10 protein-coding genes are annotated in these 13481 nt (G+C 65.7%); 7 read left to right on the top strand and 3 right to left on the bottom strand.

Features of this window, described 5'->3' with window-relative positions; genetic code table 11:
- Positions 1-17: 17 nt before the first annotated feature.
- From mupP to JFY56_RS05205, 3 genes are all read right to left on the bottom strand, one after another.
- Positions 18-698, bottom strand: a complete 681-nt coding sequence (mupP, locus tag JFY56_RS05215) for an N-acetylmuramic acid 6-phosphate phosphatase MupP (protein ID WP_208312413.1) — start codon at positions 696-698, stop codon at positions 18-20.
- Entirely contained in the window at positions 695-1393 is a 699-nt protein-coding gene (gene ubiG / locus JFY56_RS05210; RefSeq protein ID WP_208312412.1) for a bifunctional 2-polyprenyl-6-hydroxyphenol methylase/3-demethylubiquinol 3-O-methyltransferase UbiG, read from the bottom strand. The genes mupP and ubiG overlap by 4 nt, the downstream gene beginning before the upstream one ends.
- 88 nt (positions 1394-1481) lie before the next feature.
- Positions 1482-2816 (bottom strand): TRZ/ATZ family hydrolase, encoded by a 1335-nt coding sequence (locus tag JFY56_RS05205; RefSeq protein ID WP_208312411.1) that lies wholly within the window; start codon positions 2814-2816, stop codon positions 1482-1484.
- Positions 2817-2970: 154 nt separating this feature from the next.
- Between JFY56_RS05205 and mtnA the strand changes: the two genes are divergently transcribed.
- From mtnA to cmk, 7 genes are all read left to right on the top strand, one after another.
- Entirely contained in the window at positions 2971-4047 is a 1077-nt protein-coding gene (gene mtnA, locus JFY56_RS05200) for an S-methyl-5-thioribose-1-phosphate isomerase (protein WP_208312410.1), read from the top strand.
- Positions 4048-4267: 220 nt separating this feature from the next.
- The gene (gene gyrA / locus JFY56_RS05195) at positions 4268-7042 is read left to right on the top strand and encodes a DNA gyrase subunit A (RefSeq protein WP_208312409.1); all 2775 of its coding nucleotides are present in this window, start codon (positions 4268-4270) and stop codon (positions 7040-7042) included.
- 14 nt (positions 7043-7056) lie between these two features.
- Positions 7057-8142, top strand: a complete 1086-nt coding sequence (gene serC, locus JFY56_RS05190; protein WP_208312408.1) for a 3-phosphoserine/phosphohydroxythreonine transaminase — start codon at positions 7057-7059, stop codon at positions 8140-8142.
- Positions 8142-9239, top strand: coding sequence for a prephenate dehydratase (pheA, locus tag JFY56_RS05185; protein ID WP_208312407.1), 1098 nt, complete (start codon positions 8142-8144; stop codon positions 9237-9239). The genes serC and pheA overlap by 1 nt, the downstream gene beginning before the upstream one ends.
- Positions 9240-9329: 90 nt before the next feature.
- Positions 9330-10442: a histidinol-phosphate transaminase gene (gene hisC, locus JFY56_RS05180; protein WP_208312406.1), complete on the top strand. Its 1113-nt coding sequence runs from the start codon at positions 9330-9332 to the stop codon at positions 10440-10442.
- The gene (locus JFY56_RS05175; protein WP_208312405.1) at positions 10435-12660 is read left to right on the top strand and encodes a bifunctional prephenate dehydrogenase/3-phosphoshikimate 1-carboxyvinyltransferase; all 2226 of its coding nucleotides are present in this window, start codon (positions 10435-10437) and stop codon (positions 12658-12660) included. The genes hisC and JFY56_RS05175 overlap by 8 nt, the downstream gene beginning before the upstream one ends.
- Positions 12660-13349: a (d)CMP kinase gene (gene cmk / locus JFY56_RS05170; protein WP_208312404.1), complete on the top strand. Its 690-nt coding sequence runs from the start codon at positions 12660-12662 to the stop codon at positions 13347-13349. The genes JFY56_RS05175 and cmk overlap by 1 nt, the downstream gene beginning before the upstream one ends.
- Positions 13350-13481: the final 132 nt, after the last annotated feature.

Raw genomic sequence — 13481 nt, 5'->3', positions numbered from 1 at the left:
AAACTGGAATAGCCGGCTCAGCAGCTGCACAGTGCCCGGTCGAGGACGGCGAGCAGGTCCAGCGGCTTGTCGACGATCACGTCCGCGCCCCAGTGGCTCGGGTTGTCGTCGGGGTGGATGTAGCCGTAGCGCACGGCGGCGGTCCTGGTGCCGGCGGCGCGGCCGGACTCGATGTCGCGCAGGTCGTCGCCGATGAACAGCACTTCGGCGGGATCGAGGCCCAGCTGCTTGCAGGCCAGCAGCAGCATCTCCGGGTCGGGCTTGGCGCGACTCACATGGTCCGGGCAGACCAGCACGGCGGAGCGCTCGGCCAGGCCGAGCTGCTGCATCACCGGCTCGGCGAAGCGCACCGGTTTGTTGGTCACCACGCCCCAGACCAGGCGGGAACGCTCGATGCTTTCCAGCAGTTCGAGGATGCCGTCGTACGGGCGGGTCAGCACCGCGCAATGTTCCTGATAGCGGTCGAGGAATTCCTGGCGCAGCTCTTCGAAGCCGGGTGCTTCCGGGTCCATGTCGAAGGTCGCGGCCACCATGGCGCGGGCGCCGCCGGAGACGACGTCCTCGATCAGCTTGTTGTCGACCGCCGGTTTGCCGTGGGCGGTCAGCATGGCCTGGCAGACGGCGACGAAGTCGGGCGCCGTGTCCAGCAGGGTGCCATCCATGTCGAAGAGAACCGCTTTCAGCTGCATGCGTTTCATTCCTCGCGCAGGGTCTGGATCATGTAGTTGACGTCGACATCGTCGGCCAGCTTGTAGTGCTTGGTCAGCGGGTTGTAGGTCAGGCCGGTGATGTCCTTGACCGAAAGACCGGCGTCGCGCGACCAGGCGCCGAGTTCCGACGGGCGGATGAATTTCTTGAAGTCGTGGGTGCCGCGCGGCAGCAGGCGCATCACGTACTCGGCGCCGACGATGGCGAACAGGTAGGCCTTGGGATTGCGGTTGATGGTGGAGAAGAACACCTGGCCGCCGGGCTTGACCATCCTGTAACAGGCGCGGATCACCGATGCCGGATCGGGAACGTGTTCGAGCATTTCCAGGCAGGTGACCACGTCGAATTCGCCGGGCATTTCCTCGGCGAGCTGCTCGGCGGTGCTGCGGCGGTATTCCACCGGCACGCCGGATTCCAGCTGGTGCAGCTGGGCGACCGCCAGCGGCGCTTCGCCCATGTCGATGCCGAGCACCGTCGCGCCGCGCTGGGCCATGGCTTCGCTGAGGATGCCGCCACCGCAGCCGACGTCGAGGACGCGCTTGCCGGCCAGGCCGACGCGCTCGTCGATCCAGTTGACCCGCAGCGGGTTGATGTCGTGCAGGGGCTTGAACTCGCTTTCGCGGTCCCACCAGCGATGGGCGAGGGCCTCGAATTTGGCGATCTCGGCGTGGTCGACGTTGCTCATGGTGCCTCTTTGGAAAAAGTTGGCTGAATCGAATGGCGCAAATGCTACGTATGATGCCAGCTTCGCGCGCCCCGTGGGTTACGGCATGTCAGTTTGTCGCTGTGCCGGCGATGCGCGCGCCCCATTCGCCGGCCACCCTGTGCAGGCGCTGTTCGTCGAGTCGCGTCAGGCGGCCGTCTTCCAGCAGTTGCTTGCCGCCTACCCAGAGGTGCTTCACGCAGTCGCGGCCGCTGGCGTAGATCAGTTGCGAGACGGGCTCGTAGATCGGCTGCTGGGCCAGTCCGGACAGGTCGAAGGCGACGATGTCGGCGGATTTGCCCGGCTCCAGCGAGCCGATTTCCTGCTCCAGCCCCAGCGCGCGGGCGCCATTCAGGGTCGCCATGCGCAGCGCGCGGTGGGCGTCGAGGGCGGTCGCCTGGCCGGCCACGGCCTTGGCCAGCAGGGCGGCGGTGCGGGTTTCGCCGAGCAGGTCGAGATCGTTGTTGCTCGCCGCGCCGTCGGTGCCGATGGCGACGTTGACCCCCGCCTGCCACAGGCGCTCGACCGGGCAGAAGCCGCTGGCCAGCTTGAGGTTGGATTCCGGGCAGTGGATCACCGAGCTGTTGGTCTCCACCAGCAGCTCGACGTCTTCATCGCTGACCTGGGTCATGTGCACGGCCTGGAAGCGCGGGCCGAGCAGGCCGAGGCGGTGCAGGCGGGCCAGCGGCCGCTCGCCGGATTTTTCCAGCGCCTGCTGGACTTCGAAGGCGGTCTCGTGGACGTGCATCTGGATACCGGCGTCCAGTTCCTCGGCGAGCATGACGATGCTTTCCAGCTTGTCGTCGCTGACCGTGTACGGCGCATGCGGGCCGAAGGCGACGGCGATGCGCGGGTGATGCTTGAAGTCGTCGTGCAGGGCCACGCCCTGGCGGATCGCCTCGCTGGCGTCGCGGGCGCCGGGCATCGGGAAGTCCAGCACCGGCACGCAGATCTGCGCACGCACGCCGGCCTTGTGCACCGCTTCGCAGGCAACGCGCGGCAGGAAGTACATGTCGGAGAAGCAGCTGATCCCGCCCTTGATCTGCTCGGCGATGGCCAGTTCGGTGCCGTCGCGGACGAAGTCCTCGCTGACCCACTTCGCCTCGGCCGGCCAGATATGTTCCTGCAGCCAGGTCATCAGCGGCAGGTCGTCGGCCAGGCCGCGGAACAGGCTCATGGCGGCGTGGCCGTGGGCGTTGACCAGGCCGGGAGCGAGCAGCATGCCCGGCAGCTCGCGGGTTTCCGTCGCCGGATGGCGCAGCGCTTCGGTGCGCGGGGCGAGGAGGGCGATACGGCCGTCGCGGATGCCCAGCGCGTGGTCACGGAGGACGACGCCGGCGGGTTCCACCGGGACGATCCAGGTCGGCAGCAGAAGCAGGTCAAGAGGGGCTTTGGCTTCGGGCATTTGGCGCATCCTGGGCGCGTGAATTGACGAGGGCGGCAGTATACCCGAGCGCTGCTGACCCCGGCTCGTTATACTCCGCTGTTTTCCCTGCGTTGCTGGCGGATGCCGCGGCGCCGGGATCGATCCGTAGAGAATTCGAGTGATGAGGTGTTCCATGCGTGAGCGGCTGCTGGCGGCCGAGCGGGTAACGGCCATTGATTGGCGCAACGGGGCACTCCGGTTGTTGGACCAGCGTCTCCTGCCGCTGGAGGAAACCTGGCTGGCCTACGACAGCGCGGCCGGAGTGGCCGAGGCGATTCGCCAGATGGTGGTGCGCGGTGCGCCGGCCATCGGCATCGCGGCGGCCTATGGCGTGGTGCTCGGCCTGCGTGCCCGGCTGCGCCACAATGGCGACTGGCGCGCCGCCCTGGAGGCGGATTTCCAGGTGCTGGCCGAATCGCGGCCGACGGCGGTCAACCTGTTCTGGGCGCTCAACCGCATGCGCGACCGCCTGGAGCGTGTCAAGGACGCCGACGATGTGCTGGCGGTGATGGAAGCCGAAGCTATTGCCATCCACGAGAGCGACCGCGAGGCCAACCTGACCATGGCCCAGCTCGGCGTCGAGCTGATCCGCAAGCACCACTCCGGTCCGCAGAAGATCCTCACCCACTGCAATACCGGCGCCCTGGCCACCGGCGGCTTCGGCACGGCGCTCGGGGTCATCCGTGCGGCGCACCTGGAAGGGCTGGTCGAGCGCATCTATGCGGATGAAACCCGCCCCTGGCTGCAGGGCGCGCGGCTGACCGCCTGGGAACTGGCCAACGAGGGCGTGCCGGTGATGCTGAACGCCGACGCGGCGGCGGCCCATCTGATGAAGACCCAGAGCATCACCTGGGTGATCGTCGGCGCCGACCGCATCACCGCCAATGGCGACGTGGCGAACAAGATCGGCACCTACCAGTTGGCGGTGAACGCCATGCACCATGGCGTGCGCTTCATGGTGGTGGCGCCGAGCTCGACCATCGACATGAGCCTGGAAAGCGGCGAAGACATCCCGATCGAGGAGCGCGACGGCGTTGAGTTGCTGGAAATCGGCGGCAAGCGCGTCGCAGCCGAGGTCGATGCGTTCAATCCGGTGTTCGATGTGACTCCAGCGGACCTGATCGATGCCATCGTGACCGAGCGCGGCGTGGTCGAACGTCCGGACGCCGAGCGCATGGCTCAGTTGATGAGTCGCAAGCGACTGCACTGATCGCCGCAGGGGGTGTCGCCAGGGTAGGTGTTCCCCTTGCTCTGTGGTAAGCTCCGACGGTTCTTTGGGGGCCGTTTTTCATGCTCCCGGAGTAGCGCGGATCAGTGACCCAAGTCGTTGATTTGTTGTGAGTTGGTGGCATTCCAATGGCGCCGACGCACTCCGCTGGAGCCAGGACGGGCAAGGCGGAGTTCCACCAGTAAAAGGAACCAGGCTTCTCATGGGCGAACTGGCCAAAGAAATCCTCCCGGTCAATATCGAAGACGAACTCCGACAGTCCTACCTCGATTACGCCATGAGCGTGATCGTCGGTCGTGCCCTTCCCGACGCCCGCGATGGCCTGAAGCCGGTGCATCGCCGCGTGCTCTACGCCATGAGCGAGCTGGGCAACGACTGGAACAAGCCCTACAAGAAATCCGCCCGTGTGGTCGGCGACGTGATCGGTAAATACCACCCGCACGGCGACACCGCGGTGTACGACACCATCGTGCGCATGGCCCAGCCGTTCTCGCTGCGCTACATGCTGGTGGACGGCCAGGGCAACTTCGGTTCGGTGGACGGCGACAACGCCGCGGCCATGCGATACACCGAAGTGCGCATGTCCAAGCTGGCGCATGAACTGCTGGCCGACCTCGACAAGGAAACCGTCGACTGGGTGCCCAACTACGACGGCACCGAGCAGATTCCGGCGGTCATGCCGACCAAGGTCCCCAACCTGCTGGTCAACGGTTCCAGCGGTATCGCCGTGGGCATGGCGACCAACATCCCGCCACACAACCTCGGCGAAGTCATCGATGGCTGCCTGGCGCTGATCGACAACCCGGAACTGACCGTCGATGAGCTGATGCAGTACATCCCCGGCCCGGACTTCCCGACCGCCGGTATCATCAACGGCCGCGCCGGCATCATCGAGGCATACCGTACCGGTCGCGGGCGCATCTATATCCGTGCCCGCGCCGAAGTCGAGGACATGGAGAAGGGCGGCGGCCGCCAGCAGATCATCATCACCGAGCTGCCCTACCAGCTGAACAAGGCGCGTCTGATCGAGAAGATCGCCGAGCTGGTGAAAGAGAAGAAGATCGAAGGCATCACCGAGCTGCGCGACGAGTCCGACAAGGACGGCATGCGCGTGGTCATCGAGCTGCGCCGCGGCGAAGTCGGCGAGGTCGTACTGAACAACCTCTACGCGCAGACCCAGCTGCAGAGCGTATTCGGTATCAACGTGGTGGCGCTGGTCGACGGCCAGCCGCGCCTGCTGAACCTCAAGGACATGCTCGAGGTGTTCGTCCGTCACCGCCGCGAAGTGGTGACCCGCCGTACCGTCTACGAGCTGCGCAAGGCCCGTGAGCGCGGCCATATCCTCGAAGGCCAGGCGGTCGCCTTGTCGAACATCGACCCGGTGATCGAGCTGATCAAGTCCTCGCCGACCCCGGCGGAGGCCAAGGAACGCCTTATCGCCACCGCCTGGGAATCCAGCGCGGTGGAAGCCATGGTCGAGCGCGCGGGCGCCGATGCCTGCCGTCCGGAAGACCTTGATCCGCAATACGGTCTGCGCGAAGGCAAGTACTACCTGTCGCCGGAACAGGCCCAGGCCATCCTGGAGCTGCGCCTGCACCGCCTGACCGGCCTTGAGCATGAAAAGCTGCTCAGCGAGTACCAGGAAATCCTCGCGCTGATCGGCGAGCTGATCCGCATCCTGACCAGCCCCGAGCGCCTGCTGGAAGTCATCCGCGAGGAGCTGGAGAAGGTCAAGGCCGAGTTCGGCGATGCCCGTCGCACCGAGATCGTCGCGTCCCAGGTCGACCTGACCATCGCCGACCTGATCACCGAAGAAGAGCGCGTGGTGACCATCTCCCACGGCGGCTACGCCAAGTCCCAGCCGCTGGCCGCCTACGAGGCCCAGCGTCGCGGTGGCAAAGGCAAGTCGGCGAGCGGGGTGAAGGACGAGGACTACATCGAACACCTGCTGGTCGCCAACAGCCACGCGACCCTGCTGCTGTTCTCCAGCAAGGGCAAGGTCTACTGGCTGCGCACCTTCGAGATTCCGGAAGCCTCGCGTACCGCCCGTGGCCGCCCGCTGGTCAACCTGCTGCCGCTGGACGAAGGCGAGCGCATCACCGCGATGCTGCAGATCGACTTGGAGGCCGTGCGTGCGCAGTTCGCCGGCGAGGAAGGCGATGACGACGACGTGGTCGCCGAGCAGGTCGCCGAAGTGGTGGAAGCCGAAGAGGCCGAAGAAGGCGACGACGCCGACTTCAGCCAGGACGAGCCGACCGGCGCCTACATCTTCATGGCCACCGCCAAGGGCACCGTGAAGAAGACCCCGCTGATCCAGTTCACCAAGCCGCGCTCCAATGGCCTGATCGCCCTGAAGCTGGAAGAGGGCGACTCGCTGATCGCCGCCGCCATCACCGACGGTTCGAAGGACGTGATGATGTTCTCCGACGCCGGCAAGGTCATTCGCTTCAAGGAAAGCAAGGTGCGCATCATGGGCCGTAACGCCCGTGGCGTGCGCGGCATGCGCCTGGCCGAAGACCAGCGCATCATCTCCATGCTGATCCCGGAATGCCGCGAGGCGCAGATCCTCACCGCCTCCGAACGCGGTTACGGCAAGCGCACGCCGCTGGCCGACTACCCGCGCCGCGGCCGTGGTGGCCAGGGCGTGATCGCCATGGTGATCAACGAGCGCAACGGCAATCTGGTGGGCGCCATCCAGGTACTGGACGGCGAGGAGATCATGCTGATTTCCGACCAGGGCACTCTGGTCCGTACCCGTGTCGACGAAGTCCGCGGCGCGGGCCGCAATACCCAGGGCGTGATTCTCATCAAGCTGGCTTCCGACGAAACCGTCGTGGGCCTGGAGCGGGTGCAGGAGCCGACCATCGTCGACGACGAAGTCATCGACGGCGAGATCGTCGAAGGCGAAGCGTCGGACGAGAACCAAGAAGCAGGCGAAGCCGTGGCTGAAGAAGCCCCGCAGGCCAGCGAAGACTGATAGCGAGAGTGGATGTGAGCAAGCGAGCCTATAACTTCTGCGCCGGTCCCGCGGCGCTTCCCACCGCTGTACTGGAGCGCGCCCAGGCCGAAATGCTCGACTGGCAGGGTCGTGGCCTGTCCGTCATGGAAATGAGCCACCGCAGTGACGAGTACGTCGCCATTGCCGAGAAGGCCGAGCAGGATCTGCGTGACCTGCTCGCGGTGCCGTCGAACTACAAGGTGCTGTTCCTGCAGGGCGGCGCCAGCCAGCAGTTCGCCGAGATTCCGCTGAACCTGCTGCCGGAAGGCGGCGTGGCAGATTACGTCGACACCGGCATCTGGTCGAAGAAGAGCCTGGAAGAGGCGCGTCGCTACGGCAACGTCAACGTCGCCGCCAGCGCCAAGGGCTACGACTACTTCGCCATCCCGGCGCAGAGCGAGTGGAACCTCACTCCGGGCGCGGCCTATGTGCATTACGCGTCCAACGAGACCATCGGCGGCCTGCAGTTCGACTGGATTCCCGAGACCGGCGACGTCCCGCTGGTGGTGGACATGTCCTCCGACATCCTCTCGCGTCCGGTCGACGTATCGAAGTTCGGCCTGATCTACGCCGGCGCGCAGAAGAACATCGGCCCGAGCGGCCTGGTGGTGGTCATCGTCCGCGAAGACCTGCTGGGCCACGCCCGCAGCAGCTGCCCGACCATGCTCAACTACAAGGTCGCGGCCGACAACGGTTCGATGTACAACACCCCGGCGACCTATTCCTGGTACCTCGCCGGCCTGGTCTTCGAGTGGCTGAAGGAGCAGGGCGGCGTCGCCGCGATGGAGCAGCGCAACCGCGCCAAGAAGGACCTGCTGTACAGGACCATCGACGCCAGCGACTTCTACACCAACCCGATCCAGCCGGCTGCCCGTTCCTGGATGAACGTGCCGTTCCGCCTGGCCGACGAGAAGCTCGACAAGGCCTTCCTCGAAGGCGCTGAAGCTCGCGGTCTGCTCAACCTCAAGGGCCACCGTTCGGTGGGCGGCATGCGTGCCTCCATCTATAACGCCCTGGGTCTGGACGCGGTGGAAGCCCTGGTGGCCTACATGGCCGAGTTCGAGAAGGAGCACGGCTGATGAGCGACGCTGACCAGCTCAAGGCTTTGCGCGTACGCATCGACAGCCTCGACGAGAAGATCCTCGAGCTGATCAGCGAACGCGCGCGCTGCGCCACGGATGTGGCGCGGGTGAAGATGGCGACCCTGGCCGAGGGCGAAAAGCCGGTGTTCTACCGGCCGGAGCGCGAGGCCTGGGTGCTCAAGCACATCATGGAGCTCAACAAGGGCCCGCTGGGCAACGAGGAAATGGCGCGGCTGTTCCGCGAGATCATGTCCTCCTGCCTGGCGCTGGAGCAGCCGCTGAAAGTGGCCTATCTCGGTCCGGAAGGCACCTTCACCCAGGCCGCGGCGCTCAAGCATTTCGGCCATGCGGTGATCAGTACGCCGATGGCGGCGATCGACGAGGTGTTCCGCGAAGTCGCCGCCGGCGCGGTGAACTTCGGCGTGGTGCCGGTGGAGAACTCCACCGAAGGTGCGGTCAACCACACCCTGGACAGCTTCCTCGAACACGACATGGTGATCTGTGGCGAGGTCGAGCTGCGCATCCACCATCACCTGCTGGTGGGCGAGAACACCAAGACCAACAACATCACGCGCATCTATTCCCATGCCCAGTCGCTGGCCCAGTGCCGCAAGTGGCTGGACGCGCACTATCCGAACGTCGAGCGGGTGGCGGTCTCCAGCAACGCCGATGCGGCCAAGCGGGTGAAGAGCGAGTGGAACTCCGCTGCCATCGCCGGCGACATGGCGGCCAGCCTGTATGGCCTGTCCAAGCTGTTCGAAAAGATCGAGGATCGCCCGGACAACTCCACGCGCTTCCTCATCATCGGCAACCAGGAAGTGCCGCCGACCGGCGACGACAAGACCTCGATCATCGTTTCCATGCGCAACAAGCCGGGCGCGCTGCATGAGCTGCTGGTGCCGTTCCACACCAACGGCATCGACCTGACCCGCATCGAGACCCGTCCGTCGCGCAGCGGCAAGTGGACCTACGTGTTCTTCATCGACTTCGTCGGCCACCACAAGGACCCGCTGATCAAGGACGTGCTGGAAAAGATCAACAGCGAAGCCGTGGCCCTCAAGGTGCTGGGCTCGTATCCGAAAGCGGTTCTCTGAACCGCTGGTCGCACGCTACAAGCCGCAAGCTGCAAGCAAGGCAGCGCAGTTTTCACTTGTAGCTTGCCACTTGTAGCTTGAGGCTCTGCTATGTCTTGCGATTTCCTAGCCCTGGCCCAGCCGGGTGTGCAAAAGCTGTCCCCCTACGTTCCTGGCAAGCCGGTCGACGAACTGGCACGGGAACTCGACCTGGACCCGGCGAACATCGTCAAGCTGGCCAGCAACGAAAATCCGCTTGGCCCCAGCCCGAAAGTGCTGGAAGCGATTCGCGCCGAACTGGCCGAATTGACCCGCTATCCTGACGGCAACGGCTTCGAACTCAAGACCCGCCTGGCTGCCCGCTGCGGTGTGAGCACCGCGCAGGTGACCCTCGGCAACGGTTCCAACGACATCCTCGACCTGGTCGCCCGTGCCTACCTGGCGCCCGGCCTCAATGCGGTGTTCAGCCAGTACGCCTTTGCCGTCTACCCGATCTCCACCCAGGCGGTCGGCGCCCAGGGCAAGGTGGTGCCGGCCAAGGACTGGGGGCATGATCTCGAAGCCATGCTGGCGGCAATCGACGCCAATACCCGCGTGGTGTTCATCGCCAACCCGAACAATCCGACCGGCACCTGGTTCGGCCCCGACGCCCTGGCGCGCTTCCTCGAGCGCGTGCCGGAAAACGTGCTGGTGGTGCTGGACGAGGCCTATATCGAGTACGCCGAGGGCGATGAGTTGCCCGATGGCCTGCAATACCTCGATGCGCATCCCAATCTGCTGGTCTCGCGTACCTTCTCCAAGGCTTACGGCCTGGCGTCGTTGCGTGTCGGCTATGCGATTTCCACGCAGCAGGTCGCCGATGTGCTGAACCGCGTGCGCCAGCCATTCAACGTCAACAGCTTGGCCCTGGCTGCTGCCTGCGCAGCGCTGGATGACTCCGGCTACCTGGCCGAAGGCCGGCGCATCAATGATCTCGGCATGGTGCAGTTGGAAGAGGGCTTCCGCCGCCTGGGGCTGACCTGGATTCCGTCCAAGGGCAACTTCATCGCCGTGGACATCGGCCGCGACGCCGCGGCGATCTACCAGGCGCTATTGGCCGAGGGCGTGATCGTTCGCCCGGTCGGTGGCTACGGCATGCCGAATCACCTGCGCATCTCCATCGGCCTGCCGGAAGAGAACGCCCGCTGCCTGGAAGCCCTGGCCAAGGTGCTCGCCCGTGGCTGATGCTGTCCCGGTGAAACTGCGTCGCCTGGTCGTGGTCGGCCTCGGCCTGATCGGTGGCTCCTTTGCCAAGGGGCTGCGTGAGAAGGGCGTGTTCGAGGAAGTGCTGGGTGTCGATCGCGATCCCGAGACGCGGCGCCTGGCCGTCGAACTCGGGGTTGTGGACCGCTGCGAGGAGTCGCTGGAACAGGCCTGCCGGGAGGCGGATGTCATTCAACTGGCGGTGCCGATCCTGGCCATGGAAAAGGTATTGGCCGAGCTTTCCCGTTATGACCTCGGCAATGCGGTGCTCACCGATGTGGGCAGCGCCAAGGGTAATGTGGTACGTGCCGCCAGGGCGACCTTCGGCAGCATGCCGCCCCGTTTCGTACCCGGTCACCCGATTGCCGGCTCCGAGCAGAGCGGGGTCGAGGCGGCCAATGCAGAGCTGTTCCGTCGGCACAAGGTGATTCTCACGCCGCTGGCGGACACCGACCCGCAGGCCCTCGCGCTGGTCGACAGTCTCTGGTGCGAGCTCGGTGCGGATGTCGAGCACATGGACGTCGACCATCACGACGAAGTGCTGGCCGCCACCAGTCATCTGCCGCACCTGCTGGCTTTCACGCTGGTCGACTCGTTGGCCAAGCGCAGCGAAAATCTGGAAATCTTCCGCTATGCCGCTGGCGGCTTCCGCGATTTCACGCGGATCGCCGGCAGCGATCCGGTGATGTGGCACGACATCTTCCTCGCCAATCGCGAGGCGGTCTTGCGCATCCTCGATGTATTCCGCGGCGACCTCGATGCACTGCGCGAGGCCGTCGACTCAGGGGACGGGCATCAACTGCTGGGCGTGTTCACCCGCGCCCGGGTTGCCCGCGAGCACTTCAGCAAAATCCTGGCCCGCCGGGCCTATGTGGACGCCATGCACAACAACGATCTCATTTATCTGGCCCAGCCGGGTGGCAGCCTGTCCGGACGTGTGCGCGTACCGGGCGACAAGTCGATTTCCCACCGTTCGATCATGCTCGGTTCGCTGGCCGAGGGAACTACCGAGGTGGAAGGTTTCCTCGAGGGCGAGGACGCGCTGGCGACCATCCAGGCGTTCCGCGACATGGGCGTGGTCATCGAAGGCCCGCAACATGGCCGCGTGACCGTACATGGCGTCGGCCTGCACGGCCTGAAGCCGCCGCCCGGTCCGCTCTACTTGGGCAACTCCGGCACCTCCATGCGCCTGCTCAGCGGTCTGCTGGCGGCGCAGTCGTTCGACACCACCCTGACTGGCGACGCATCGCTGTCCAAGCGCCCGATGAACCGCGTGGCCAAGCCGCTGCGGGAAATGGGAGCGGTGATCGAGACCGGTCCGGAAGGGCGCCCGCCGCTGACCATTCGCGGCGGCCAGCGCCTGACCGGGATGAACTACGAAATGCCGATGGCCAGCGCCCAGGTGAAGTCCTGCCTGCTGCTTGCCGGCCTGTATGCCGCCGGCGAGACGGCAGTGACCGAGCCGGCGCCGACTCGCGACCACACCGAGCGCATGCTGCGCGGCTTCGGCTATCCGGTGGATGTGCAGGGCAGCACCGCGCGGGTGGAGTCCGGCCACAAACTGAGTGCGACCCATATCGAAGTGCCGGCGGACATTTCCTCCGCGGCCTTCTTCCTGGTGGCGGCCAGCATCGCCGAGGGCTCGGAGATCGTCCTGGAGCACGTCGGCATCAACCCGACCCGCACCGGCGTGATCGACATCCTCAAGCTGATGGGCGCCGACATCACCCTGGAAAACCAGCGTGAAGTCGGCGGTGAGCCGGTGGCTGATCTTTGCGTTCGTTCTGCGAAGTTGAAAGGCATCGATATCCCGGAAGACCTGGTTCCGCTGGCCATCGACGAGTTCCCGGTGCTGTTCGTCGCTGCTGCCAACGCCGAGGGGCGTACCGTGCTGCGCGGTGCCGAAGAGCTGCGGGTGAAGGAATCCGACCGCATCCAGGTGATGGCCGATGGTCTGAAGGCCCTTGGCGTCAAGTGCGAACCGACTCCGGACGGCATCATCATCGATGGCGGCGCCTACGGCGGCGGTGAGGTCTGGAGCCACGGCGACCATCGCATCGCCATGTCCTTCAGCGTGGCTTCGCTGCGTGCTGGCGGGCCGATCCGCATCCATGATTGCGCCAACGTCGCCACCTCCTTCCCGACGTTCCTCGGCCTGGCTTCCCAGACAGGCATTCGCGTCGCAGTGGAGAGCAATTGATGTTCGCGCAATGGCCTGTGGTGGCCATCGATGGTCCGAGCGGCTCCGGCAAGGGCACGGTAGCCGGCCTGCTCGCCAAGCGACTGGGCTGGAACCTGCTGGATTCCGGCGCCCTGTATCGCCTGCTGGCGTTCGCTGCCGGCAACCACGGCATCGACCTGACCAACGAGGAAGCGCTGAAAGTTCTGGCGGCGCACCTCGACGTGCAGTTCACCCACGCCAAGGGCGGGCAGGGCCAGCGCATCATCCTCGAGGGCGAGGATGTCACCGACGCCATCCGTACCGAGGTGGCTGGCGCCGGCGCTTCGCAGGTCGCTGCCTTGCCGGCGGTGCGCGACGCCTTGTTGCAGCGCCAGCGCGCCTTCCTCGAAGCCCCGGGTCTGGTCGCCGATGGCCGGGACATGGGCACCGTGGTATTCCCGGACGCGCCATTGAAAATCTTCCTCACCGCTTCCGCCGAGGAGCGTGGCCGCCGTCGCTATCTGCAGCTCAAGGCCAAGGGACTGGAGGTCGACCAGGCGACGCTGACCGAGGAAATCCGCCTCCGCGACGAGCGGGACAGCCAGCGTTCGGTCGCTCCACTGAAGCCGGCGGAAGGGGCGATCCTGCTGGATTCCACCGATCTTTCGATCGAGGAGGTTCTGGAGAGATTGCAGGCTGAGATGAGCGCGGCCGGTCTGGTCGACTGACCACTGACAACCGGCAGGCGCCCCCTCGGTCGAGTTGGGTGCCTTGCCGGGCGTTTCGGAAATTGCCTGCCAGATCCCGGGGCGTTTCCCATAGCTTGCTCCCTCCCCATGGCCCCACCATACCCCGCTCTT

The sequence above is a fragment of the Pseudomonas schmalbachii genome (assembly GCF_017589465.1).
Lineage (GTDB): Bacteria > Pseudomonadota > Gammaproteobacteria > Pseudomonadales > Pseudomonadaceae > Pseudomonas > Pseudomonas schmalbachii.
Note: the sequence above shows the minus strand (reverse complement) of the source record. Positions and strands in the feature narration are given on the sequence as shown.